The organism is Fibrobacter sp. HC4 (assembly GCF_023373925.1).
GTDB lineage: Bacteria > Fibrobacterota > Fibrobacteria > Fibrobacterales > Fibrobacteraceae > Fibrobacter.
The window spans coordinates 159,587-183,112 of record NZ_JALCZV010000006.1; the positions used below are offsets into that span (position 1 = coordinate 159,587).

Here is a 23,526-nt window from a genome sequence, read left to right on the forward strand (position 1 = left end):
GGCAGGGGTCTTCAAAATAAGGGGCAGTTATAAGCCGGGTTCTGTACCCCTTGCGGGGCGATGACCATCTCTCTGGACGAACTGTTACCAGCCGCCTCAAGCGACCTACCCGGATATCCAACAGGCACGAGCCGCACCTGGCCGGAGTTGCCTCCAGCGGATTCCTGCTTGGTCTTGCACCGGATGAGGTTTACATTGCCACCCCTGTCACCAGGAATGCGGTGAGCTCTTACCTCGCCATTTCACCCTTACCTACATTGCTGCAGGCGGTATAATTTCTGTTGCACTTTCTATCGCGTTTCCGCGCCTGGACGTTATCCAGCATCCTGCTCTGTGGTGCCCGGACTTTCCTCCAGTCTGAATTTCTTCTCGCCGGCGGCCATCCGCTGCCCCGCGCTTAATATAGAAAAACCTAGCATTTGTGGCGAGGCCATTCCGTAGGCATTTTTCGTCAACATCCATTTTTTTTATATTGTGGACAACCTAGGATTTTTATGAACCGATTCTTAAGCACAGCCCTCGTCACTTTTGCAACCCTTGTCACAGCCGCGTTTGCAGAGCAGGATTCCACATTCAAGGACGAAGGCGCTTTTAAAATCGATTCCATCCAATACCACATTGGCGATGCATTCGACGATTCCAAGGTCCACACCAAGTACGACAAGTGGGCCTACGATCTTCTAAACTGGATTCACATCGAAACCCGTGAATCCACCGTCGAAAAACTTCTGCTGTTTAATGAGGGCGACCAGGTAACGTCAATCCAGGTCCAGGAAGCCGAACGTTTCCTGCGTACCCAGAACTTCCTTTCTGACGCCCACATCAATATCGAAAATTCCGACGACAAAAACATCGCCCATGTCCACACCAGCGACAACTGGACTCTCACCGTTCCCATCGGTATCGGTTTCGGCGGCAAGGAATGGTCTTACGACAATCTGGTCTGGAGCATCGGCCTGCAAGAAAGCAACTTTCTCGGTCTAGGCCAGAAGTTGGGATTCTACTACGGACACAACGAATTCCGTGACATGCTTACGCTGGAATACAGCGCCCCCCATTTTCTGTTCCGCTACAACCACCTGGACTTGACCTACAGCTATAACACTGACGGTTATCTCGCCAGCGGCCAGATGTATATTCCCTTCCTGAGCCGTAGCCAGAATCAGTGGGCTTACACCATTGCAGGCCTCAAGAACAAGCGTTACGCCTACTTCTATGGCAGCGGAGATATGCCCGCCGGCGCAACCCATTACGACATGAACGTTCCCACCGACTCCCTAGACAAATATCTGGGCGAACTCCAGCAATACAACGGCAACGAAACCGTCCAGCTGATGAAGGTCAAGGAATATGTAGACGACTCCCTCAGCTTCCGTGTCAGCAGATCCTTCGGCGGAACCTTCCGCAAGCTCTATGTAGGCGCCACCTACGACTACCGCCGCGAAACAGCCTCCCACGGCAAGTTGTACCGTTACCTGTTTACCGACGGCGAAGACGCCTACGCCATCGACTCCGCCAGCGCCTGGAACGAATGGCTTCCGGAACGCAAGGATTCAAGATTGGGTCTGTACCTGACTCTTTCCAACCTACGCTACGAAAAAATCAAGAATTTCCACAACGTCAAGTGGACCGAAGATATCGAAAAGGGTTACAGCCTCAAGGCCCAGATTTCCAAGAACTACGAACAGTTGGGTTCCGCCAACAACGACATCCGTCTGGACCTGTGGGGTGAACTTTACCTGGGAACAGGCATGCATCACCTGACCCTGAAGTCCAACATGAACTTCTACCTGGATCACGGGGAACAGCGGGACTTCTACGGAAAACTGTGGGGCGAATACATTTTCCACCCAAGCAACAAGGTTTCTACTGCCATTACGGGACTTGCAGACTTTTATGAAGACGCCCGCTACGGCTATCAGGTTTGCCTAGGCGGCATCAACGGAGGCTTCGCAGGATTTCCCACAGGATTCTACACAGGTCAGGCCCGCGTATACGGCAACCTGGAACAGCGCTACTTCCCCGACTTCGAACTGGCCACTCTGCGCCCCGTTTTCGTCGCCTTCGGAAGCATCGGCGAAACCGCCTGGGATTTCAACGACATCAACCGCAAGGACCTGATCTACGTCGTAGGCTTCGGCGCCCGCTTTGTGCAGACCAAGTCCATCAGCCATCTGATCAACAAGATCGACGTCACCATCCCGGTCAACGGCATACGCAAGGGCGAGCCCCACTACTCCGTCACCACCTCCTACAGCCTGTAGTTAGGTTCCATACAGGGTCCCGTCGATACAGCTTTTCGCCAGGTCGGCCACCGCCGGGCATGCCGAATCCGTATGCAGGAATGGATCAGCCAGAACTCGCATCATCCATTCCTTGACCAGCAACCACATCTTCCAATTCCTTTGAGATTTCCTCCCTTGATTCGGGAGTCAAATTTCGACCCTTGAAAGAATCCCTTTTTAGTTGAACCTTTAGACTATCAAAGAAAATACCCCGCCATTCATCATCGGCCTTACCCGACAGAATTTTTCCATAGACGTCTTTAACAAACCGAATGGCCTCGTCTAGGTTTTCTTCTTTCAACGGACCATAGATTGCTCTCTTCCCCATTCTGCGGCTTACGGCAATCATATCCCATCTCACGATTAATACGGAAACCATCCGGACACCCAAGGACATTCTTCATCACAGGGTAGAAATTCCTGTCTGAATACCAGAAAGATACCCGATTTTCGCCATTCTGAAGTAGGGTTCCCGTTGGCGGTAATCTCACGAGCCAGAAGTTCCCCCGCCTTGCGCTTGTCTCCAAGACCGCAAAATTCCAGGGAACGTCCCACCATACCCGCATTCTGTTTAGCTTTCTGCGCCCCACTCTTCTTTATTCGGCCCATTTTACACCTCTCCTCCCATTATCGTATCCAAAATTCAGTTTGCAAAATTCGATAAAAATCACATTTTGAATATGGAACCACCCCACAAACCAAATAATTTCGTATTTTAAGGCACGAAAAGGAGTTTTATGAGAAAATCCGGTACGCTTTTACAAAATCTGTTTTGTTCTGTTGCATTGACCGTTGCCATTTCTGCAGGAGCCGCCTCCGCCCAGCTAGCCCTGGAACAGCCCAAGATGGCCGACGTCCAGCTCATGCAGGATAGCACCACCAACCAGCCCATGAAAATGGACTTTTCCAAGCCCCTGGCCGGCATCAGCGATCCTGGCATCCTCTTTAGCCATTTCTCTAACCGCCCCCTGCTGATCTACTACTTCAGCCCCAAGTGCCCCCACTGCCAGCGCCACATGCCCGAAATCCAGGACCTGATGAAGGAATATGAAAAGGACGGCCTGACCGGTATCGCCATCGGCCTCGGCGGCGGCATCAAGAAGAACGACATCCGCCTCTTTATCGACCAGTACAAGGTGGTCATCCCCGTCTTCCAGGACTCCGAGTACAAGTTCGCCCCGGCCTACGGCACCGGTTACATCCCCGTGGTCTACCTGGTGAACCCCGACGGGACATTCTACCGCTACGAGACGGTGAACGACGCCAACATGAACCACCTGCGAGCCACCCTGAACAAGATGCTCAAGAAATAGGCTGGACATCAGGTTCACACGCTCTAACTTTTAAAAAGGGACCTCTACGAGGTCTCTTCTTTTTTTGCAGACCGACAATGCTGTATTCCCCGCACAAAAACAAGGAGAGCTAGACAAGAACAAGAAGTTCATCATTCTTGCTGCGGCAGGCATTCTCGCCGCATGCGGCGCAGCAGCTCTACAGTTTCAGCACCCCATTCGACAGAGAAACCTGCAATGTATCCGCCGACAAGTCCTCCGCCCAATGGGAAAGCCATATAGAAAGTGCAGAAGCAAAGTTCCCTCAGGAACCTGGACGGAAACGGGCTTTGTTGTTTATGATGGGATAATGGAAGAAGTTTTTGAAGATTACATCCCCCACGAAATAAACACCATTTCCATCACAGAAAACACAATCACCTTCAGTTCACCGCAAAACCCAGATTGGGACTTCTACAAGAACGAATTAGAGGCAGCATCAACGGAACCCAGTACTCCTTCACGAACGACAATCTATAGAGTTCGGATATAGCGACATTCACCCTTTCCGCAAACGGGAAGCAATGCCAGTACCGTTACATCTACGATCACAAGAAGGAAAACTGCACCTCAGAAAACATTCCCTATATGAACCTCGATGATTACGAAAGCGAAGGGGGATTCTACAAGTGCATCACCAACCTAACAAAATAACAGATCCAGTTGATGAAATAGAATATTTTTGCTATATTCCCGCCACACTTGAGAAAGTAGTATGGTCGAGTAGCTCAGTTGGATAGAGCATCTGCCTTCTAAGCAGAGGGTCGTGGGTTCGAATCCCGCCTCGACTATGAAAAAAGACCACCCCCTGTGGGTGGTCTTTTTTTTCATATCCGAGACGTAGAAACTGCAGCAAGCCGCCAGGCTTGCTGCATCCCGCCTGTTCCAACGCAGACCTCATCCCTTTCAGTGATTCTACTAACCATTTCCCGATTTCCGTTACGTTTAGTGCGTAGTTTATTACTTTGTTCGCTACAAAATTTGAGTTATAGTCTTATTTTGGGGGCTTTTTTAATAAAAATTTGCATTTTTCGTCCGACTCTCCCCTTTTTTCGGACACCTTTCGTTACTTTATCTTAAAAAATTACTAACTAAAGCACACCTAAGGTCCCCATTTAGTTAGTAAAATCGGCATTTTCACCATTTTGCCCTCAAAAAACATATAGTTTTTTTCTATTGCCAGCCATATAAAAAAAGTCTATTCTATTCCCCATCAATTTTTCCTATCTTACGCACCATGAAAATCGTTGATATTCTCAAGCAAGATAAGATGTCCCTGTCCTTCGAAGTGTTCCCGCCCAAGAAGGAAACCAGTTTTGAAAGCGTGAAAAACGCCACCGAATCTATCGCTGCCCTTGGCCCCGCCTTTATGAGCGTCACCTACGGCGCAGGCGGCGGCGTCAGCCAGTACACCCTGGAAATTGCCAAGAATCTGAAGTCCAAGTTCGGCGTACCCATGCTGGCCCACCTAACTTGCGTGTCTAGCAGCAAGGAAACCGTGAAGCAGCGCATCGAAGACATGAAGGCTGCAGGTATCACTAACGTCATGGCCCTCCGCGGTGACCTCACTCCGGAACTGATCGCCAACGGCCGTACCGACTGCGACTACCACCACGCCGTGGAACTGGTCCGCGAACTGAAGGAAAGCGGCGCAGACTTCTGCATCGGAGCCGCCTGCTACCCCGAAAAGCACCCCGAAAGTGCCAACCAGCGCGAAGACATCAAGTATCTTAAGGAAAAGGTGGACGCCGGTGCCGACTTCCTGACTACCCAGATGATTTTCGACAACAACCTGTTCTTCAACTTCCTGTACAAGCTTCGTGAAGCAGGCGTTACCTGTCCGGTACTCCCCGGTATCATGCCCATTACCAACGCCAACCAGGTAGAACGAGCCATCAAGCTTTCCGGCTCCTTCATGCCCCAGCGTTTCAAATCCCTGGTAGACAAGTTCGGTAGCGACCCCGAGGCCATGAAGCAGGCTGGTATCATCTACGCCAGCGACCAGATTATCGACCTCTACGCCAACGGAATTACCAACGTCCACGTTTATTCCATGAACAAGCCCGACGTTGCCGAAGGAATCATGAGGAACGTTTCTGCCATCCTGGGCAAGAACTTTATCGCCTAAAATCACAAAAAAAAAGCATTTTTTGCGAAAATCCGCCTATATTCCAACTTGGGCGGATTTTTTTATTCCATTGTTAAAATAAAAGTTTGTTTTTTAAAAATTCAAATTATATATATTGTCTAGGAACCGCCCCTTCTGGGCGAAAAAGGATATATATGATCTCTTACAATGACGCTTACAAGATCGCCGCCGAAATTCACCAGGGACAAGTGGACAAGGCCGGTGGCCCCTACATCGATTTTCTACAGAATGTTGTTGACAACCTTAAAGCCAAGGGCGAACCTGAAGAAGTGCAAGTCCTTGCCCTGCTTCAAGATACCACAACTGCATCTGCCAAGAAGACTGCTGCGGACCTGGTCCAGATGGGCGTACCCGCCGACCTGGTCGCAAAGATCGAGAAGATGACTTACCACAAGAACCAGAGCTGGATCGACGAATACAGCTGCAAGCTGATGGCCCAAGGCGTTCCCGCCGAAGAAGCCACTTACGAAGCCCGCGAAAAGGAATTCGTCAAGTTCGCCGAAAGCCTGAAGGAAGACCCCGTCATGGCCAAGGCCAAGGCTGCTATCCTTACCACGCTCCTGGAAGACAAGTATATCCGCCGTAACGAACGCCGCGAACTGAAGACCAAGTTCCGTCTGAAGAAATATCAGGCTGCAGTCGAAGCGCTGGGCGTGTAGTTAGGACGGGAAGCCCCCTCCAGACGAAAGTCTATAGACGAGAGTTTCTCTCGTCTTTTTTTTTGTTAAAACATGTAAAAAGAACTTTCCAAAATTCAAGCTTTTGCTAAATTTACCCCCGTCGAGAAACCAAAAGGTTTTTCAAGAACACTAAATAAGGAACATTATCATGGCTAATAAGGTCTATAACTTTAGCGCAGGCCCGTCTGTCCTGCCCGAACAAGCACTCAAGGAAGCTTCTGAAGCATGCATCGACTATGCAAACTCTGGCATCAGTATTCTCTCCATGAGTCACCGTTCAAAGCCCATCGAGAACATGTTCCTCGAAACTGAACAGCTTCTCCGCGACCTCATGGGAATCCCCGCCAACTACGACATCATTTTCCTCGGCGGTGGCTGCTCTCTCTTGTTCTGCATGATGCCGATGAACTTCCTCCCGGCTGACGGCGTTGCCGACTACACCGACACTGGTGTCTGGGCAAACAAGGCTCTCAAGGAAGCTAAGCAGTTCGGTAACGTTAACGTTGCTTGCTCCACCAAGGCAGATGTGTACAACCACATCGACAAGAACCTCCAGCTCAGCGACAACGCAACCTACCTCCACGTTACCGCAAACAACACCATTTACGGTACCGAATGGCACAACTTCCCCAAGCCCAAGTCCGGCTTCCTCATGGCTGACATGAGCTCCGACTTCCTCGCCCGCAAGGTGAACGTGGAAGACTTCGGCGTGATCTACGGCGGCGCACAGAAGAACATCTCCTGCGCAGGCGTTACCGTTTCCATCATCCGTAAGGACCTCCTCGGTAAGGTTGACCGTCAGATCCCCACCATGCTGAACTTCAAGACTCACCTGGACGAAAAGACCGGCGTGAACTCCATGTTCAATACTCCTCCGGTATTCGCAGTTTACACCATGAACCGCACCCTCAACTGGCTCAAGCAGATTGGCGGTGTTGACGCTATCGAAAAGATCAACCGCGAAAAGGCTGCTCTCCTGTACAGCGCCATCGACAACTCCAAGGTGTTCGTCGGTACCGCTGCTAAGGAAGACCGTTCTCTCATGAACGTTCCGTTCGTCTTCAACCGCGAAGTTGTTTCCGAAGAAAAGGATGCAGACATGGCTAAGGACTTCATCGAATTCGCAAAGTCCAAGGGTCTCGTGCAGATCAAGGGTCACCGTTCTGTTGGCGGCTTCCGCGCTTCCATCTACAACGCAATGCCCATCGAAGGTGTCCAGGCTCTCGTCGACTGCATGGGCGACTACGAAAAGAAGATCCTGGGCTAGTCCTAAGACAGCGTAAAGCTGAAAGTTTAAAGGTTAAAGGATTCGTCCTTTAACCTTTTTTTCTTTATCCTTTTCGCTTTATCCTTTATCCTAAAAAGGGTGCTTAGGCATCGGGATTCTTTTGCATAAATGATCTGTTGCCACTTTCACCCGAAGAATTTTTACTTTATAGTCATGAAGTTTATTAATGCCATTCTGCTTTCGTTGGTTTTGTCGTTTGGGCTAAATGGCTGTTCCAAAACAGACGTTGTTGTAGGAGGCTTAGTATTTGGAACCTACATGATACTTGATGCGGGCTCCCAAGACACTAAGAAAACGGATTCCACGGCGATTGTTTCAGACTCCTCAAAAACGGATTCTACAACTCAAACCACAAGTGCCGCAAAGAATGCACTTTCCTTTCTAGGATATACGATTGCGATAGGCCTCATCGTCGGACTTCCCGTCTTACTGGTTGTATTGATGGGGGCAAGTCCCGGCCTTGGGGACTGACGACAGGATAAAAAAAGAACCCGAGGCATCGGGATTTTTTTATCTTTACTCTTATGAATTCTGCATTTTACGTCTTTATGAAGTTGCTGCCCAAGAACGCAGCCAGCCGTGCCTTTGGCGCAATCACTCGTCTTCGTTTGCCGATTATCAGCAAGGTGGCCCGCAACATGTTCTGCAGCTACTACAAGCTGAACATGGACGAATCCGAGTACCCGCTGGAACATTACGCCAACATCGGCGAGCTGTTCATCCGCAGGTTAAAGCCGGGCATGCGTCCCATTGCAGACACCGAAATCGTTAGCCCTGTGGACGGCGTTCTTTCCCAGACAGCAACTTTCGACGAAAAGCAGGAATTGATCCAGGCCAAGGGAAAGACCTACACACTGAAGGACCTGCTCCGCGACGATGAAATGGCCAAGCGTTTTGAAGGCGGCGCCTTTGCCACCATCTACCTGGCTCCGTTTAACTACCACCGCATCCATAGCCCCGTCAACGGTCAGGTGCTGGACGCCAGCTACTGCCCGGGTACTTTGTGGCCGGTGAACGTAGGCAGCGTGGAACGTGTGGAAGGCCTGTTCTGCATTAACGAACGCCTGACCAGCCACATCCGCCTGGAAGATGGATCCGAAATCCTGGTCGTGAAAGTGGGCGCCACCAACGTGGGCCGCATCGGTGTTGCCTACACCGACGAACTGCTGACCAACGCAGGCAAGCTCCCCCGTAACCAGAAGCGCTTCGACTGGATGCCCAAGGCCCCTATCGCCGTAGAAAAGGGTGGCGAACTGGGTCGCTTTGAAATGGGAAGTACAGTCATTCTCGTGGTAGACAAGAAGATCCGCGAACGCAACCCGAATCTGTTCAAGAGCCGCGTAGGCCAGGCCGTGAAGGTGGGCGAAGCCCTCTAGCCTAGAGCGTTCCGATCCCTCCGCAATGGCAGTTTCCATCGGCAAATTCATTCAAGACAATCCCGCGTTGTTCAAGGCGACAGCGGGATTTGTCGCTTTATTCAGGGACCTGCAGGATCCTGTCGTAGCCGTAACGCGGCACTGCAAAACTATCGAGGAAAAGGTGGGCTGGGTTTTACTGGGCACGGCATTATTCCAGAATTGCAGCTACCCGGAATTCGCAAACCTGATGCGAGCACTCCACGAGAGGTTCCCTGGAGACGCTCTATGGAAACTGCCTGTCCCCAAGGAAGAAGAAATCAACAACTGCGAGGAATCCGTCTTTCACACCCGCAGTTGGGAACTGTTTGATCATGCCGCAGGCATTTTCTGGAGCGTGGGCGCCTTTATGCGGAACCACGGCGCAGGCCCCGACCACAAGGGGAACAATAGCATCACCGATTACGTCGCCTCCCGCACCCCCGAGGAACTCTGGCGAGACCTGGGCGAAATCTACTTCATGGGAAAATCCAACCCGAGGCCCAAGGCTTGCGCCGCCATCTACCGTCTGATTACAGAAGAACCGGTAGGCCTTGGACTCCGCTGCAAACCTACATCCAAGATGCCCCACCTGCCCCTGACCATGGGCGCCCGCCGTTACATTTCTATTCTCGGCCCTGCCAGCAGCGAAAATGGCGGAGACGGATTCGCCAACATGACCCCCAAGGAAAAACAGGTCATGGCCAACCAGCTATTTGTAGCCCTGGCCAAGGAAATCCAGGCGTCCCCCTACCTCTCGTCTCACAGTATGCAGTACTTCCTGGAGAATGGCAAGGATGGGTTCATTTGTAGACAAGTGACCGACCACTGCAAAAAATGCCCCCTCCATGAGTTCTGCAATTACGCCGAAAAAAAGTGACGAACCCCAAACAGAGAGCCTCACAAATACTAAATTCAAACTGTATGAAGTTCCACAAGAAAATGATGAAGGCAGGTCTTTTTGCCGCCCTGATGCAAGCGCTACTCCTTTGCGCCTGTCAGCAGGAAGAGGTTAAGCCCGTAAGCCTGGAAGAGCTGACTTACAAGTCGGTAAAGCCCATCATTGCCGCAGTGGATTCAAGTATGGTCGGCGACATTTCCGCTCTGCAGAAGCGCATTGAAATCCGCTACCCGATTCTGGAAGGCGACACTCTGGACGTAACCATTCTGGAATTCAAGAGCGACGTGTACGCCCTGGATTACTACATGAACAGCGGACGATTCCAAGGCAGCGCCCCCATCTTGCGCGGTAGTTTTTTGGAACAGAGTATCCGTGCCGACCACAGGATTTTCATTTTCAGGCACGACAGCTTTAGACGCTACGAACGAAGCGACCTGGAAAACTACGTACGTCGATTCCCCGGATTCCACGGCGGATTTCCCCAGGCTTTCTTAAGTCTGCCCTTCGAAAATCGCGAACAGGGCAAGACCTCCATCCAGACAAAGTACTTCATGGGAGTCAAGTCCACCTTCCCCGTGCTTGTACAGAGCTACCGCGATGGCAACCTCCGCTGGAACGTGGCCCGCAGCTGGGACCAGGAAGAAGCCGAAGCTTTCGAAAGCTGGATCCAGAACTTGAACATTGTTGAACCCAAGGGCATCTTCCCCAGCAGCGACTGCGTCTATTTTGCTGCAGGCGAAGGGGCAAACGGAATCGCAACCCAGTTGGCAGGTGGCCGCATCGCCGTCGTCTGGGGATTCCTCAGCTGGCCCGATCTGGAACGCAAATTCTTTACCGCCAGCGACCGCATTTACGAAGCTCGATATTAAGGTTTAACGTTCATCCAGGCAAAACAACCTAGGTATTTATAACTATATTAGAATTATGGCTATTGAAAAACTCGCAGAAACTCTTTTAGAAAAGCTCCGCTTTATCACCCAGGCAGAAACTGTAATCGGCAAGCCCATTGAATCCGGCGACACCATCATCGTTCCCGTCAGCCGCGTTTCTGTCGGTTTTGGTTTCGGCGGACATTCCAGCAAGGGCGACACCTCCGCTTCCGGCGGCGGCGCTTCCGTAGATCCGGTTGCATTCCTGGTGATCAAGGGCGACGACGTTCGAATCATGCCCATCAGCAAGGACAGTTCCATTATGAGCAAGGTCATGGACCTGGTTCCCGATGTAATGAACAAGTTCAGCAAGAAAAATAGTGAAGTCTAATAGACAACGCATACTATAAAACAAGATGTATAGAAACGGCCCGCTATCGCGGGCCATTTTTCGTGCGCTAAATTTCTGCGTCAGACTAATGAGCTTCCAGGGTATTGACGTCGGTGGTGAACATCTTCTGCAGTCGAGCTCCAAAGGGTTCCGTCCATTCCTTTTCCGGAGCGACACGGCTAGCAGTCGACGCGGTATATTCCGAGTAGGTCAAGAAGACCAATTCCCCATAACGGGCATCCCAAAGGGTCCATAGGATCTTCCAGGTAAAGCCACCGGACTTGCCCAGATCAGGATCCATAAACACATCAAGACGCACCGGGATAGAAATATAGCGCAGACCATAGCGGCTAGCGGTATTGTTCAGCAAATTCTTGAGAGGTGTAGGCACCACACGGGTAAAGGGCTGCTCGATACCTTCGCGGTCCTGCCACGGGGTAAAATCTTCAAGAGGCAAATTATCGGCGAATTTGAAATTCAGGAAAGCGGCAGACAGCGTATCCAGGTAGCTGGAATCGGCGTCAGGCAGACGCATTCCCGGGAGCATCAGCTCGCGCTGCATCTTGGGGAAAGCCTTTACGAAGATGGAGTCTTCAACGCGAGCCAGATCAAAATCCAAGGCGTCGGCGCTGTAACTGTGGCAGAAGCGGCAGGTTTCGGGTCGCTTGGCATTTACCAAAAGCGAAGGGAACACGCCTACTACGGCATTGGAATCCAGGCGGTTATAGGCAGCCACATTCCATTCGCGGTAGAACTTTTCGTCGGTGATTTTCAGTTCGATATCGCCACGCTTACCGCACTCATCGCAGGGAGTGTCCATCATGCCGGAATCACCGGCAGATTCGCCGGGAGCATCGTCACGCATACCCGCGCACGAAATCATAAAAGAAGACAAGAACAGGGCGAAAAAAAGTAAGACGACTTGAAATTTTATTTTGCGCACATTATCCTCGCAATAGGCGGTGAGTTATGAGTTATGAGGTGTGAGGTGTGAGGTATGAGGTGTGAGTTATATTCTCTACACTTTAACCTTTTCGCTTTAGGCCGTTCGCTCTAGGTAGCGGAGCTACCGACCTCGCACCTCTAGCGAGGCTTGCCGAGCGAACCTTTATTCCAGCATGATGGTGAACGGGCCGTCATTGACTAGACTTACTTGCATGTCGGCACCGAAGCGACCTGTTTCCACCTTGGCAATTTCCTTGCGGCATTGTTCAATGACGTATTCATACAGTTCATTGGCAAGGGTCGGATTTCCGGCACCATTGAAGGTGGGTCGATTCCCCTTGTTGCAGTTGGCGTACAAGGTGAACTGGGAAACCAGCAGCAACTCGCCGTTTACGTCCTTGATGCTCAAGTTGGTCTTGCCATTTTCGTCGGCAAAAATCCTGAGGTTCATCATCTTGCGGATCAGGCGGTCTGCCTCTTCGCGGGTATCGGTTTCGCCAACCCCTATTAAGACCATATAACCCTGGTTTATCTGTCCGACGGTCTCGCCGGCGATATCCACCTGGGCCTTTTTTACTCGCTGGATTAGAAATTTCATATGACAAAATATAGACATTCAGACGATATATTAGTGGCTATATTTACCCCTAACTTTACGAGGAATTTATGAAGCGTCTAATTTTGATTTCCATGATTGCAACAGCCAGCCTTACCGCATGTGGCGAGGAAGCCAGCGAAACCGCCAGCAAGTACGCCAACAAGGCCAAAAAGGCAGCTACCGAAGCTGCAGATGTAGTCAAGGATAAAGCAAGCGATGCAGCAGATGCTGCTAAAGACAAGGCTAGCGACGTAGCAGATGCAGCCAAGGACAAAGCTAGTGATGCAGCCGACGCTGCTAAATCTACAGCCAAGGACGCCGCAAACGCCGCCCTAGACAAGGCCGAAGACGCTATCAAGGCCGCCAAGGAAAAACTGAATCAGTAATGTTCCTGCGAAAGTTACGCAACGAACCCGCAATCAGGCGTTTTCGAAAATTTTAGCCAGACGCGACGGATTTTTGGTCTGGGTCAAGGCCAGTCGCAAAAGAACTGCAGCCTTCTGAGGAGGCAGTTCACCGGCGCTGATTCTGGCCACACCTTCGGGTGCCAAAGCCAGATTCCTGTTCAGGGTAACCACACCGTGGTTAATTCGAGTAGCCACAACCACAGGGATGTCGACATTAGCCAATGCACGGGACCACGGAAGGCTAAATTCTCCACTGCCGGCCCCAGCAATCACGAGTCCGTCTGAAATGGCCGAGGCAAATTCCAGCAGGCGGGGGTTCGCGTCTACGGCGAAGTACACCACATGAACTCTAGGCAGTTCCGTCACGCCGGAAATATCAAAAAACGGGGATTCGCAGGCATTGTCAAAGTCAGCCGCCCCAGATCCAGGGAAATCGATTCCCATGGGCTGCAATTCGCTGGCGCTGCATTTCTGAACTCTGCGAGCATCAAACAGGTCGCCTCCGAAATAAACCCACACGTTATTTCCAACGGGTTCATCTTCTAGAGCAAAGCCAACAGCACTCTGTACGGCACCCAGCAAGTTAGCCGGGCCATCCGGTTCCTTGGCAGTGGCAGGGCGCATCGAGCCAGTCAGCACAACCGGCTTCTCGGTTCGCAAAGTCAGACTGAGGAAGTAGGCCGTTTCATCCATGGTATCGGTACCATGAGTTATGACGAACGCATCAACCAGTCCAGAGGCGGATCCATCCTCGGCAAGTTCGTCGATACGCTTGGCCAGCTTAAGCCACAGTTCGCCCGTCATGTCGTCAGAATTCACATTGCAGAACTGCTCCACCGTCACATCGGCGTAGTCTGCAATTTCAGGAACGGCAGCCACCAGGTCTACACCGGCAATCTGCCCCGATACATAGCCCGTATTGGCACCGGCTTCACCAACACCGGCAATAGTTCCACCAGTCGCAAGGATAACAACTTTCTTTTTCGCCATGGTCAGACCTCATTCAAAAGCTGTTGGGCAGTCACTCCATAAAATTTCTGCAGGGCTTCATCGGCGCTCATGGAGCTTAGGCTCTTGATAAAATCACGGAACCGTGTAAAGTCAGCATTCCTTTTCAGCATTCCCTCCACCATTTTCTGGGAATACCAGTAAAGCTTTACCGCCTCATCGGTACGGGTCTCTCCAACAAAGGGAGCCGACAGCACATCCAAGGAAGGTTCACTTCCGGCGGGTCTAGCCACGTCATTGCGGCTTGCATCTACAACCTGGGCAATACCTTCGTTGGCCCAGGTGGGAATTTTTACGCGGACCATGGCCCTAATAAAGGCGTGAGTCAATTCATGAAACAGCATGGGGCGATAGACTTCACGATACTGCATGACATTTACAGGAATACGAAGCTTTCCGTCAAACAGGGCTCCTGCCCAAGCAGGACGACCACCAACACCGCCATGATCTTCTGATTCATAAAGCACCACCTGCAACTTATTTTCGGGGCGGAAATCAAACAGGTGGCAAAGGGAATCGTAAGCGACTTCCAACACCGAGAGGGCTTCCAGCACATCGCTGCGAGAGGGGCGTCCATCAAATTCCAGTCGGAAATGGGCGGAACGTTCCAGGCCCAATGTTTCCATTTCTCGAATGAGCATCTTGGATTTTTCGGTTAGATATTCCAGATCCCCATTGCTGTAACCCAGTCCAGAAATGTAGGCGATGCAGTCTTCGTAGCGTTCCTGTTCCAGCAGCACACCCGCCATATGCAATTGCAAGTTGCGATTTTCGGGAGTTTCAGAAAGCAGCACTTTCAAATCCTTCTCGGCGCACTTCCAATCCCCGGATTCCAGACAGGCGTTGGTCTCTTCAACCAGGGCATTATGCTTTTCGATGGCGGCATTTTCTGCCAGGCGAACACGTAGCTGATGGCCTCCATATAAAAAGGCCACCACGACCACAACAATCAAGCCCAAGCGTTTCATAGGCGGCAAGAACCCTCACCACCAGCCGCTTTAGACTTTTTATACTTTTGCCCCTCCGGTGCCAAAGTGGGCGGCTCGGTCATGTCGGATTGCAAGCAATCCGCCGCGACTCTCGCCTTTTTATACTTTTCTCTTATCAACTGAAGGTCGTGTTGGTAGGGGTTGCGGGTAAAGTCTTCGAAGGCCCAGGCTGTAGGGTGAAAAACGCCCTTGGCATAGGTCAGCAGCATATCCAGCCACACGCCCTTCCCGGCGTAAAGTTTAAAAGGTCCGCGCTTGTAGCTAGGCAACACCACCTTATCCAAATCCATATAGCCGATGTCGATATTCACATGGCGGTGATCTGGATTCTCGCTGTTGGCTGTAGTCAATTCCAGTGCGTTGCTCCGCTCCTTTTCATCGGCGATGGTCTCAGGCGAAATGCATTTCTCAAAAGAAACCACTCCACGGTAAAGACCATCCCCCATTTCAGGGGTATAATAATTGGTCCTGTCAAAGGCAAAAAGTTTTCCCTTATGCCGAATCGGCCCCCAAGTCTTTTCGAGGAGTTCAATCACAGAGGGATCCCATTCAGCACCCTTCTGCAAAACAAAGGCTATCAGCTGAGCCTGTTCACTAAATTGAGAAGCTTTCATAAAAACCTTAATGAGGGAAAATCATCAAACTGGAACGAATGATTTCCAGCTGTTCCTTCGAGAACTGGGAATACCTGACATCAGAAACAACAGGGTACATGAAGTTGTCTGCATCGGGACACTGCTCCAATGTGAAATTATAGTCAGCCTTCGCTTCGCGTCTCATCCTCATTCCAGGAATACGGAAGTCCACCTCACCTTCTGCAGATTCCTTCACCAAGCCACTGCGCTGAAGTTCCGGACAATAGGGTGTGTCCTCCAGACCGTCTTCGTAATTGGAGAAATCATAATAGGCACTCATATCCCTCATAGTAGAGGTCGTATGGCGAAGTCCAAAGAAGTGTCCGGTTTCGTGCAAGGCAGTTTCCACAATTTCATCCATAGTCAAAGGAACTGACGACCCGCGGCTTCGCGTATGCGTTCCAAGCAACACGGTGCTGCCTTCACCAGCTTCCATATTACCGCTAAAAAGATTCGAGAAGCCAACAACGCCATCACTATAGATTGAGTGAACCAGAATCAATTCCAGAGCCGATTCCATATCGGGCCAGCCAGTCAATTCGCAAAGCATGGTATCCCTTGAAGATCTTCCGGCAACCCACGGTTCGTCAGCCGGATAATTCTTGCCCACCCAGGGGTGATCCTGGGCGTAGCTCACATACAGGGTATCGATGGTCACGCTGGAATAATACTTGCGGAACCTTTTCAGCAGTTCATCGGAAAATTCCTCAATGGTAAAACCATCCAAAGTCTCGGCCACATTTCCTACAGCCACCAAATTCAAGGACATGTGATCGGAGTAGGCTCCCTTTCCCTTAAATTCGACATTCCTTGTGGAGCCCTTATAAAATCCGCGGTTCATTTCCAGCGAGGTCGCCCATTGAGCCATATCATTTTCGTCGCAGGTAAACTTATACACAAAACGGCCATTACTTTCGGTAGCCGAAATCACGCGGACCTTGGATGCATAATAGCTGTCCCCCTTTACATCAAGTCTAAAAAGTTGCAGCCTGGGAGCTTCGGTAGCCTCCCCCTTGTCAAAGGACAGTTCGTAGGTAGCCTTAGGATGAACAAGCAACCTGATACCGTGAGCCAACTGGGCATCCACAGAATCATTGTTGGCCTTGTCATTGGGGAACATCTGAAAGAACAATCCACTGTCGGGCAACAAGGTCACTTCGGTTTCCTCATCGGAATCGAAGATACAGCCCATCATGCCAAGGCAAACCGCCAGCATCCACAACAACAAGGATTTCTTCAACATATTTTTACAGAAATTTTTCATTTTCATAGGTTCCTAATTCCCCAAAGATACGTGTATAGAAAAAAGATAGAATTTTGGGAGAATTCAGCCGATGAAGCACTTTTCAACTAGTATAAAAAATGTTTTCTGCAATCTTCAAGACCTGTTAACAGGAATCCAGGGAAAACCGGCCCTATGGGGAGCCATGGTTTTCATCGTCACTTTGGTCACCTTCGACGCCCCCGTCTATGGAATTCCCCTACTGATTCTTTGTCCCTTTTTGATCCACGTTGCCTCCCGCCACTTGCAAAAGGTCTCCCTTGCGGCCCTGATTCTAGCCCTAATCAGCCACTACGCATTGCATAGCCCCATAAACCCGATTAAGTCCCAAGATGTTCCTCAACAGGGTTGCGGCATCGTCGAGACGATTCAAAAAAAATCCAGCGGTCTAGCCGTCATCATCAACAGCGGTTCTAACAAAATAAGACTCACCGAAAAACGGGACCTCCCCATTATGCCCATGGCCGGAGATTCCATTTGTTACGAAGCCAGCTGGTACCCAGTCAATCCGCCAACCGTTCCAGGTGCGTTTGATACACGGCAATGGCTGCAATCACAAGGATTAACCGCCTACGGAAAATTCAAGCACTGGGATGTCTATAGCCACCGACTAGTTCCCGAACGATACTTCTATAAATTCCGACAATGGATAGCCCGCAGATTCGCCGACTACCTGGACCCAGCCGAAACAGGACTCTTGCTCGGGCTACTTGCCGGCGACAAGAGCGGAATACCCGACGCCCTCCGCAGCGACTTTCAGAGGACGGGGCTTGTGCATGTGCTAGCCATCAGCGGATTCCATGTGGTACTGCTGGCAGGAATGCTCATGATTCTTTTGAAAGCAACAGGCCTCCCCCATCACATAGTGCGTCTGTTGGCGGTATTACTGCTATTGCTCTACATCCCTGTAACCGGAGGTTCTCCTGCCGTGCGACGGGCCGTCATCATGTTCTCGGTCCCTCTAATAGGAGCCACCTTCCAAAAGCAGCCCAACCCATTAAACAGTCTGGGAATCGCCCTATTCATTATCATGTTCCCGGAACCTGAAGTCATCTGGAATCCAGGCTTTCAGCTATCCGTGGCGGCTACGGCGGGCATCATCATTAGCGGCCCTCTAAATCCACTACAGGGTCTCCCCAAGAAACTGACCAAGAACAAACTATGGGCGTTTTTTCAAGGAGCCATACTGGAACCTACCTACGTCACCTTTTGCGCCACCCTTTCTACAGCCCCCTTTCTCATCCATCATTTCAAGACTTTGTCGCCCGTTGCCTGGTTCGGAAACATCGTCGTTGTGCCAGCCATTTCCATGGGTATGCAGGCTGGCCTATTTGCCTTGCTATCGCCCCTCGATATTTTAAGGCAAAACTTCTGCTATGCCGCCAAATTCTTTTTGCGTCTGGCCACCCTGTTAACGCGATTACTGTCCGACTCTTCGGAAGCCTCCGCCACGGTGGGCCCCTTCGGCCCTGCGTTACTCCTTCTGCTGGGGCTGGTGATACTGCTGGCCCCTGCCGCAAAAAAGAACCGCCTTGTCCAGAGATTTTACCTGACGAGCCTTCTCGTATTTTGCGGAACATTCGCCTACGGAAATTTCATAAAGGCTAGCGTTCCCAATTGGCAATTAATCACCCTAGATATAGGCCAAGGCGACAGCCACCTGCTTACAACTCCATCCCAAAAAAATTTCCTCATCGACGCCGGTGACGGAACCCAGAACACCATCGTCCCCTACCTGCACCACATCGGAGTTTCCCGCCTCGACGCCTTTATCATCACCCACCCGGATCTGGACCACTACGGCGGAGCCCTTTCCCTGATCAAGACATTCCCTGTAAAAGAATTGTGGATTACGGATTGTGCCCGCATAGAAGACAAGTCTAACTGGCAAAAATTCATTCAGGAAGCATACAGCCGAGGCATAATCATTCGGGATATGGAACGTGGATTGCTATGGAAAGAACATCTTTTCCAAATTGAAATTCTTCATCCGGTTACCCGCCGGTGTGTCGACGTAAACACCCAGAGCATCACACTGCGGGCCAAGGGATTGGGACACTCCGCCCTACTTACAGGCGATCTGACTATTGCAGGAGAAAAGGAAATCATGAACACAGATATGTACATAAAAAGTGATGTCCTGAAATTAGGACATCACGGATCAAAAACGTCTAGCAGTCGAGTCTTTCTGCAAAAGGTGCAACCCCAGTTAGCTATTGTTTCTAGCGGGCGACACAACCGCTTTCGCCACCCCAGCAAGCAGGTCATCCAACGGCTGGATTCCCTTGGAATACCTTACGTGAATACCGCAGAAAAAGGGACCATCCACATTTTATTTTCAAGGGAAGGCGTGCAGACAAGCACCATGCTAGAATAAATTACAGCGAAGTCAAAACGTAGAGGGCAATGCTCTTCTGGTCGTTATTGGATTCCTGCAATACGCCGATATCGAATTCTACGCGGACTCTAGCACCACCTAGAGCCAACTCCATCTTGGGGATGATATCCAGCATGAAGTCATCCTTGAGGTAGCCCACGCTACCCGAGGAATTCACCTCGATCATCAAGAGGAAGGACTTTCCAAAATGCAAAGTGGGAATGGTTCCTACGGCGAATTTCACATAGCCGTCTTCGCCAGTTACACCCTTCAGAAAACCTGCACGGGCCTCATAACCATTGGAGAAATTCTTGGCGATGAAATATTCCTTGCCATAAGTCAGCACCAAGGCTCCACCGTTATCACGGTTCAAGCCGAAGTAACCGTCAATTTCAAAAAAGGCTCCGTTAAAACGGTAGCGGGTACCGAAGTCTACGGAAGTTTCCACATTGTCCAGCTGATTGTAAGTGTACACATCCAGCTTGGCACCGATATCCCAGTCCTTGGCCAGCTGCCCCATGATGTTCACGGGGAACAGCACATTGCTGCCAAAATCAGAACGCAGGCCAACACCGGCGGCGAACTTGGGAGACGGTCTGAAATCAGGGCCATAAGTATAGCGCATGTTCCAGATACGGTCCAGGGCGAAACTGTTAGCTGCAAACATTGCAACCACAAAGGCGAAAATGGCAAGACGTAAATTTCTCATACTGCCCAAAGTTAGCTAAATTTTGTCCAGCCTTTTGTAGGCTCATTCAAAAGAGGATATTATGATCGATCCGCGTCCCGAACTTTCTAAGCTTTCTGACTACGTCCCTGGCAAGTCCATGGATGAAATTCGTGCCAAGTACGGCCTTACCGAAGTGGTAAAGCTGGCTTCCAACGAAAACCCCCTCGGCCCTTCCCCCAAGGCCAAGGAAGCCTACCTGAAGATCGTGGACACACTGCATCTTTACCCTCGTGGTGACGCTCCCACCCTGATTAACGCCCTTGCCGAATTTTACGGTGTCAAGACCAGCCAGTTGGTGCTGGGTAACGGTTCCGACGAAATCATCGACATGGTAGGCAAGGCATTTATCCGTCAGGGCGACAACTGTGTGGGCATTACCCCCACCTTCAGCGTCTACAAGTTTACCACACTCTCCAACGGTGCCGATTTTATTGGCGTTGGGGTCGGTGAAGAAAAGACCGACTTGAATAAGTTGGCCGCAGCCATTAATGAAAAGACCCGCGTGGCCTTTATTTGCAGCCCCAATAACCCCACCGGCGTTTACTACACAGGCGCAGAACTTGAAGAATTTTTGAGCAAGGTTCCCTCCAATGTGATGGTGTTCCTGGACGAAGCCTACGCTGAATTCGCCACCGCTGAAGATTACCCTCGCATGTTCGAAATGATCGCGAAGTACCCCAACCTGCTTATCAACCGCACCTTCAGCAAGATCTACGGTCTGGCAGGCATCCGTCTGGGTTACGCCATCTCCAGCGAACAGGTCATCAAGGCCATGTGGAAGATCAAGCCGCCTTTCGACATTAACCTGGCCGCCCAGGCTGCAGCCATTGCCGCCCTCGGCGACAAGGAACACGTGGAACGTACCCGCCAGCTGAACGCCGACGGCATCAAGGTCCTGAAGCCCTTCTTCGAAGGTCTCGGTTTCAAGGTGCTGCCCACCCAAGGCAACTTCATCTGCGTCCACATCGGCCCTAAGGCAAAAGAAATGGTGCAGTTCCTGGAAGAAAACGGCATGATTATCCGCGGCCTCACCAGCTTCGGTTTGCCGGAACACGTCCGCATTACCTTGGGCAAGCCTGAAGAAAACCAGTTCTTGATGGATCTTGTTAAGAAGTGGACAAAACAGGTATGAGGGCGCAGCGGCGCTGCTTTGAGGTATGAGGGCGCGACTTCGTCGCTTTGAGGTGTCATCCTGAACGACCCTATATGTCATCCTGAACGAAGTGAAGGATCCAGAGAGGTTACAATGAGCGCAACAAAAGAAAATCTTGATTTGTTAAACATTGCCCTGAAGGCTGCCGAACTGGCTCAGGGTAACATCCTAAAGTATTTCCAGAACGATGTTGGCGTGGAATGGAAAGCAGACAAGACCCCTGTGACCATCGCCGACAAGAGCACCGAAGAACTTTGCCGCGAATTCTGGGCAAAGGAAACTCCGGGCTTCGGCGTCATTGGTGAAGAATTTGGAATCGAAAGTCCCGATGCAGAATACCAGTGGGTCATCGATCCCATCGACGGCACCAAGGCATTCATCCACGGCGTGCCTCTATTCGGTACCTTGATTGCACTATACCGTCGCGGCGAAGCAATCGCCAGCCTTATCCGCATCCCGGCCATGAACACCGCTGTTTGGGCCGTGAAGGATGGCGGCGCATTCCTCGGTAGCAGCGCACAGGACTGCCGCGTCTCCAAGTGTTCCAAGGTGGAAAAACTTTCCGACGCCCTGGTTCTTTCCGGCACCGTCAACACCATGGAAACTGCAGGCTATGGCGAACAGTACGCAAACGTCCGTCGCGCAGCCCGCCTCCACCGCGGTTGGGGCGACTGCTACGGTTACTACCTGGTAGCCGCAGGCCGCGCCGAACTGATGATCGACCCCATCGTTTCCCTCTGGGACATCGCCCCGTATCCTCTGCTTTTCTCTGAGGCAGGTGGCAAGTTCAGCATGCTGGACGGCAGAACCGAACTGTTCGATGCCAACGGCAAGCCCGTCGCCCCCATTTACGAAGGCTACACCAGCTTCGCATCCAACGGACTCATCCACGACGAAGTCGCTGGGTATTTCAAGAAGTAATATCAAAGTCGTAAATTACGGCAAAACAGGTTAGAAGGAGACAACAAATGAAGTTCACAAAAATTACAGTTGCAATTTTTACAGTTGCATTAACTGCTTTATCCTTAATCGCATGTGGCGACGACAGTTCCGGGACTGCAGCCTCAAACAATCCGTTTTCACCTACTGGCGGATATGTTTATCAGCTTTCCGTCAATGAAGCGACCCAAACACTTATTGTTTCCATGTCACGAGAAGTCGGCGACTGCGCCCTTGTAGATGGGGAACCACAATGGCTCGACGGAGGCTTAAAGGTTTATGCAGATACCAATACATACGAAATCAAGGGAGACACTCTAATCCTCCACACCTTTAAGACCTATGATGACGAAGTTTACGATCGCAAAAACTTTCTTATTGGCAAAAACAATGGTCGCCTATATGGTACTTGGGAAGCGCTTCTTTGCGATGATGACGATGACGACGGAGTGCAAGAGTGCAGCCTCTCACCTTACGCCACAGAAACAATCACTTTCACCCAATCAACAGCCACTGTCAACTTTAGTTTAAGAGAAAATGCTGATTTCACAAAAACGGATCTAGCCTACTACATTGTACAGGCTCTCTACAATGGTTCCGGTTTCCACGAAATCTACGCCAGCGATTTTGACGATCAGGATCAGGGAGGCCCGGAGTTCGACGTTTTCCTGCAAGAAAACAACATTACGTATCAAAAAGTAAGCAACAAGCAAGCGAACTTCACCATTAACGGCCAAGTCTACACCTTTAGCCTCACCTCTGCAGAAGAATCAATGGAATCAAGGCTGGTAGAAGCAACCGTAACCACGCTTTCCTCCACTTGCTACCTAAAAGATTTTGAAGAAGCGATTTCCAAGGAAACCTGCAATAGTCGCGACATCTACGACATGAGCGGGTTCCACGAATGCGGCATTGAATACGAACCAGACAGCATTGTTTACAACCAACTCATTCACGAAAACCACCTTACGAACATCGATGAATTCCGTGAATGCATTCGTAGTATTGCTCAACAGCCAAGTTCAGACATTCCCTATCTATATAAAAGGGCAGCCAAGGAAGCAAAGCCATCCAAGAAAAATTCCTGGTTTGCAAAATTCTAATCTAGCCAGCAACAACACAACGCAATTTGTATAAAAGAAACAGCCTCGGGAAATCCGGGGCTGTTTTTGTTT

25 protein-coding genes, 1 tRNA gene and 1 other RNA gene are annotated in these 23,526 nt (G+C 50.7%); 17 read left to right on the plus strand and 10 right to left on the minus strand.

Annotated elements, in window-relative coordinates; genetic code table 11:
• Positions 1–14: 14 nt before the first annotated feature.
• Positions 15–395, minus strand: an RNA gene (gene rnpB, locus MMG03_RS05810) — RNase P RNA component class A.
• Between the two features lie 99 nt (positions 396–494).
• On the opposite strand from rnpB, the gene MMG03_RS05815 reads away from it, so the two are divergent.
• Complete coding sequence (locus tag MMG03_RS05815) at positions 495–2,264, plus strand: hypothetical protein (protein WP_249505858.1); 1,770 nt, start codon at positions 495–497, stop codon at positions 2,262–2,264.
• 85 nt (positions 2,265–2,349) lie between these two features.
• Here MMG03_RS05815 and MMG03_RS05820 read toward each other — a convergent pair whose 3' ends face one another.
• Positions 2,350–2,664 carry a hypothetical protein gene (locus MMG03_RS05820; RefSeq protein ID WP_249505859.1) on the minus strand — a complete coding sequence of 105 codons (315 nt, stop codon included), beginning with the start codon at positions 2,662–2,664 and terminating at the stop codon, positions 2,350–2,352.
• Positions 2,649–2,894 (minus strand): hypothetical protein, encoded by a 246-nt coding sequence (locus MMG03_RS05825; RefSeq protein ID WP_249505860.1) that lies wholly within the window; start codon positions 2,892–2,894, stop codon positions 2,649–2,651. The genes MMG03_RS05820 and MMG03_RS05825 overlap by 16 nt, the downstream gene beginning before the upstream one ends.
• A gap of 128 nt (positions 2,895–3,022) precedes the next feature.
• On the opposite strand from MMG03_RS05825, the gene MMG03_RS05830 reads away from it, so the two are divergent.
• The 11 genes from MMG03_RS05830 to MMG03_RS05880 all read left to right on the plus strand — a co-directional run bounded on the left by MMG03_RS05830 (position 3,023) and on the right by MMG03_RS05880 (position 11,288).
• Positions 3,023–3,598: a TlpA disulfide reductase family protein gene (locus MMG03_RS05830; RefSeq protein ID WP_083538113.1), complete on the plus strand. Its 576-nt coding sequence runs from the start codon at positions 3,023–3,025 to the stop codon at positions 3,596–3,598.
• A 64-nt stretch (positions 3,599–3,662) separates the two neighbouring features.
• Positions 3,663–4,109 (plus strand): hypothetical protein, encoded by a 447-nt coding sequence (locus tag MMG03_RS05835; protein WP_249505861.1) that lies wholly within the window; start codon positions 3,663–3,665, stop codon positions 4,107–4,109.
• A gap of 224 nt (positions 4,110–4,333) precedes the next feature.
• Positions 4,334–4,407: transfer RNA gene (locus MMG03_RS05840), tRNA-Arg, on the plus strand.
• A 446-nt stretch (positions 4,408–4,853) separates the two neighbouring features.
• Positions 4,854–5,744, plus strand: a complete 891-nt coding sequence (gene metF, locus MMG03_RS05845; RefSeq protein WP_073156888.1) for a methylenetetrahydrofolate reductase [NAD(P)H] — start codon at positions 4,854–4,856, stop codon at positions 5,742–5,744.
• 155 nt (positions 5,745–5,899) lie between these two features.
• Positions 5,900–6,424: a hypothetical protein gene (locus MMG03_RS05850; protein WP_073156891.1), complete on the plus strand. Its 525-nt coding sequence runs from the start codon at positions 5,900–5,902 to the stop codon at positions 6,422–6,424.
• A gap of 169 nt (positions 6,425–6,593) precedes the next feature.
• Complete coding sequence (gene serC / locus MMG03_RS05855; protein WP_073156892.1) at positions 6,594–7,712, plus strand: 3-phosphoserine/phosphohydroxythreonine transaminase; 1,119 nt, start codon at positions 6,594–6,596, stop codon at positions 7,710–7,712.
• A gap of 174 nt (positions 7,713–7,886) precedes the next feature.
• Positions 7,887–8,204 carry a hypothetical protein gene (locus MMG03_RS05860; protein ID WP_139259105.1) on the plus strand — a complete coding sequence of 106 codons (318 nt, stop codon included), beginning with the start codon at positions 7,887–7,889 and terminating at the stop codon, positions 8,202–8,204.
• 53 nt (positions 8,205–8,257) lie between these two features.
• The gene (asd, locus tag MMG03_RS05865) at positions 8,258–9,109 is read left to right on the plus strand and encodes an archaetidylserine decarboxylase (RefSeq protein ID WP_249505862.1); all 852 of its coding nucleotides are present in this window, start codon (positions 8,258–8,260) and stop codon (positions 9,107–9,109) included.
• 25 nt (positions 9,110–9,134) lie between these two features.
• Positions 9,135–10,007, plus strand: a complete 873-nt coding sequence (locus tag MMG03_RS05870) for a hypothetical protein (RefSeq protein WP_073283734.1) — start codon at positions 9,135–9,137, stop codon at positions 10,005–10,007.
• A gap of 44 nt (positions 10,008–10,051) precedes the next feature.
• Positions 10,052–10,897: a hypothetical protein gene (locus tag MMG03_RS05875; protein WP_073156903.1), complete on the plus strand. Its 846-nt coding sequence runs from the start codon at positions 10,052–10,054 to the stop codon at positions 10,895–10,897.
• Between the two features lie 55 nt (positions 10,898–10,952).
• Entirely contained in the window at positions 10,953–11,288 is a 336-nt protein-coding gene (locus MMG03_RS05880; protein ID WP_073156906.1) for a GerW family sporulation protein, read from the plus strand.
• Positions 11,289–11,373: 85 nt separating this feature from the next.
• On the opposite strand, the gene MMG03_RS05885 is transcribed toward MMG03_RS05880, so the two are convergent.
• On the minus strand, positions 11,374–12,153 hold the full coding sequence (locus MMG03_RS05885) for a hypothetical protein (RefSeq protein ID WP_249269300.1): 780 nt from the start codon (positions 12,151–12,153) through the stop codon (positions 11,374–11,376).
• Positions 12,154–12,396: 243 nt separating this feature from the next.
• The gene (gene dtd / locus MMG03_RS05890) at positions 12,397–12,831 is read right to left on the minus strand and encodes a D-aminoacyl-tRNA deacylase (protein WP_073156911.1); all 435 of its coding nucleotides are present in this window, start codon (positions 12,829–12,831) and stop codon (positions 12,397–12,399) included.
• Positions 12,832–12,899: 68 nt separating this feature from the next.
• Between dtd and MMG03_RS05895 the strand changes: the two genes are divergently transcribed.
• Positions 12,900–13,217: a hypothetical protein gene (locus tag MMG03_RS05895; protein ID WP_249505863.1), complete on the plus strand. Its 318-nt coding sequence runs from the start codon at positions 12,900–12,902 to the stop codon at positions 13,215–13,217.
• Positions 13,218–13,250: 33 nt separating this feature from the next.
• On the opposite strand, the gene MMG03_RS05900 is transcribed toward MMG03_RS05895, so the two are convergent.
• From MMG03_RS05900 to MMG03_RS05915, 4 genes are read right to left on the minus strand one after another with little or no spacing between them, the layout of a single operon-like run.
• Complete coding sequence (locus tag MMG03_RS05900; protein WP_073283743.1) at positions 13,251–14,228, minus strand: asparaginase; 978 nt, start codon at positions 14,226–14,228, stop codon at positions 13,251–13,253.
• Between the two features lie 2 nt (positions 14,229–14,230).
• Positions 14,231–15,214, minus strand: coding sequence for a hypothetical protein (locus tag MMG03_RS05905; protein WP_088665353.1), 984 nt, complete (start codon positions 15,212–15,214; stop codon positions 14,231–14,233).
• On the minus strand, positions 15,211–15,849 hold the full coding sequence (locus MMG03_RS05910; protein WP_249505864.1) for a DUF4416 family protein: 639 nt from the start codon (positions 15,847–15,849) through the stop codon (positions 15,211–15,213). The genes MMG03_RS05905 and MMG03_RS05910 overlap by 4 nt, the downstream gene beginning before the upstream one ends.
• Before the next feature lie 7 nt (positions 15,850–15,856).
• Positions 15,857–17,113 carry a hypothetical protein gene (locus tag MMG03_RS05915; protein ID WP_073156923.1) on the minus strand — a complete coding sequence of 419 codons (1,257 nt, stop codon included), beginning with the start codon at positions 17,111–17,113 and terminating at the stop codon, positions 15,857–15,859.
• A 184-nt stretch (positions 17,114–17,297) separates the two neighbouring features.
• Here MMG03_RS05915 and MMG03_RS05920 point away from each other — a divergent pair, with 184 nt between their 5' ends.
• A complete protein-coding gene (locus MMG03_RS05920) occupies positions 17,298–19,529 on the plus strand; it encodes a DNA internalization-related competence protein ComEC/Rec2 (protein ID WP_249505865.1) in 2,232 nt (743 codons plus the stop codon).
• A 1-nt stretch (position 19,530) separates the two neighbouring features.
• Here the strand turns inward: MMG03_RS05920 and MMG03_RS05925 are convergent, their stop codons facing one another.
• Complete coding sequence (locus MMG03_RS05925; RefSeq protein WP_073156929.1) at positions 19,531–20,238, minus strand: hypothetical protein; 708 nt, start codon at positions 20,236–20,238, stop codon at positions 19,531–19,533.
• A gap of 61 nt (positions 20,239–20,299) precedes the next feature.
• Between MMG03_RS05925 and hisC the strand changes: the two genes are divergently transcribed.
• The 3 genes from hisC (at position 20,300) to MMG03_RS05940 (ending at position 23,454) form a co-directional block, all read left to right on the plus strand.
• Entirely contained in the window at positions 20,300–21,391 is a 1,092-nt protein-coding gene (gene hisC / locus MMG03_RS05930) for a histidinol-phosphate transaminase (protein WP_073156931.1), read from the plus strand.
• A 114-nt stretch (positions 21,392–21,505) separates the two neighbouring features.
• Positions 21,506–22,333 (plus strand): inositol monophosphatase family protein, encoded by an 828-nt coding sequence (locus MMG03_RS05935; RefSeq protein ID WP_249505866.1) that lies wholly within the window; start codon positions 21,506–21,508, stop codon positions 22,331–22,333.
• Positions 22,334–22,380: 47 nt separating this feature from the next.
• Positions 22,381–23,454 carry a hypothetical protein gene (locus MMG03_RS05940; protein ID WP_249505867.1) on the plus strand — a complete coding sequence of 358 codons (1,074 nt, stop codon included), beginning with the start codon at positions 22,381–22,383 and terminating at the stop codon, positions 23,452–23,454.
• The last annotated feature ends 72 nt before the right edge of the window (positions 23,455–23,526 follow it).

What these genes read in the sequence shown, in the direction of transcription:
- MMG03_RS05910 (WP_249505864.1), bottom strand. Translation starts at nt 15,849, where the DNA reads ATGAAAGCTTCTCAATTTAGTGAACAGGCTCAGCTGATAGCCTTTGTT.
- serC (WP_073156892.1), top strand. Translation starts at nt 6,594, where the DNA reads ATGGCTAATAAGGTCTATAACTTTAGCGCAGGCCCGTCTGTCCTGCCC.
- MMG03_RS05925 (WP_073156929.1), bottom strand. Translation starts at nt 20,238, where the DNA reads ATGAGAAATTTACGTCTTGCCATTTTCGCCTTTGTGGTTGCAATGTTT.
- MMG03_RS05820 (WP_249505859.1), bottom strand. Translation starts at nt 2,664, where the DNA reads ATGGTTTCCGTATTAATCGTGAGATGGGATATGATTGCCGTAAGCCGC.
- MMG03_RS05915 (WP_073156923.1), bottom strand. Translation starts at nt 17,113, where the DNA reads ATGTTGAAGAAATCCTTGTTGTTGTGGATGCTGGCGGTTTGCCTTGGC.
- MMG03_RS05885 (WP_249269300.1), bottom strand. Translation starts at nt 12,153, where the DNA reads ATGCGTGACGATGCTCCCGGCGAATCTGCCGGTGATTCCGGCATGATG.
- MMG03_RS05815 (WP_249505858.1), top strand. Translation starts at nt 495, where the DNA reads ATGAACCGATTCTTAAGCACAGCCCTCGTCACTTTTGCAACCCTTGTC.
- asd (WP_249505862.1), top strand. Translation starts at nt 8,258, where the DNA reads ATGAATTCTGCATTTTACGTCTTTATGAAGTTGCTGCCCAAGAACGCA.
- MMG03_RS05860 (WP_139259105.1), top strand. Translation starts at nt 7,887, where the DNA reads ATGAAGTTTATTAATGCCATTCTGCTTTCGTTGGTTTTGTCGTTTGGG.
- MMG03_RS05830 (WP_083538113.1), top strand. Translation starts at nt 3,023, where the DNA reads ATGAGAAAATCCGGTACGCTTTTACAAAATCTGTTTTGTTCTGTTGCA.
- dtd (WP_073156911.1), bottom strand. Translation starts at nt 12,831, where the DNA reads ATGAAATTTCTAATCCAGCGAGTAAAAAAGGCCCAGGTGGATATCGCC.
- hisC (WP_073156931.1), top strand. Translation starts at nt 20,300, where the DNA reads ATGATCGATCCGCGTCCCGAACTTTCTAAGCTTTCTGACTACGTCCCT.
- MMG03_RS05825 (WP_249505860.1), bottom strand. Translation starts at nt 2,894, where the DNA reads ATGGGCCGAATAAAGAAGAGTGGGGCGCAGAAAGCTAAACAGAATGCG.
- MMG03_RS05875 (WP_073156903.1), top strand. Translation starts at nt 10,052, where the DNA reads ATGAAGTTCCACAAGAAAATGATGAAGGCAGGTCTTTTTGCCGCCCTG.
- MMG03_RS05900 (WP_073283743.1), bottom strand. Translation starts at nt 14,228, where the DNA reads ATGGCGAAAAAGAAAGTTGTTATCCTTGCGACTGGTGGAACTATTGCC.
- MMG03_RS05905 (WP_088665353.1), bottom strand. Translation starts at nt 15,214, where the DNA reads ATGAAACGCTTGGGCTTGATTGTTGTGGTCGTGGTGGCCTTTTTATAT.
- MMG03_RS05870 (WP_073283734.1), top strand. Translation starts at nt 9,135, where the DNA reads ATGGCAGTTTCCATCGGCAAATTCATTCAAGACAATCCCGCGTTGTTC.
- MMG03_RS05940 (WP_249505867.1), top strand. Translation starts at nt 22,381, where the DNA reads ATGAAGTTCACAAAAATTACAGTTGCAATTTTTACAGTTGCATTAACT.
- metF (WP_073156888.1), top strand. Translation starts at nt 4,854, where the DNA reads ATGAAAATCGTTGATATTCTCAAGCAAGATAAGATGTCCCTGTCCTTC.
- MMG03_RS05920 (WP_249505865.1), top strand. Translation starts at nt 17,298, where the DNA reads ATGGTTTTCATCGTCACTTTGGTCACCTTCGACGCCCCCGTCTATGGA.
- MMG03_RS05880 (WP_073156906.1), top strand. Translation starts at nt 10,953, where the DNA reads ATGGCTATTGAAAAACTCGCAGAAACTCTTTTAGAAAAGCTCCGCTTT.
- MMG03_RS05895 (WP_249505863.1), top strand. Translation starts at nt 12,900, where the DNA reads ATGAAGCGTCTAATTTTGATTTCCATGATTGCAACAGCCAGCCTTACC.
- MMG03_RS05850 (WP_073156891.1), top strand. Translation starts at nt 5,900, where the DNA reads ATGATCTCTTACAATGACGCTTACAAGATCGCCGCCGAAATTCACCAG.
- MMG03_RS05935 (WP_249505866.1), top strand. Translation starts at nt 21,506, where the DNA reads ATGAGCGCAACAAAAGAAAATCTTGATTTGTTAAACATTGCCCTGAAG.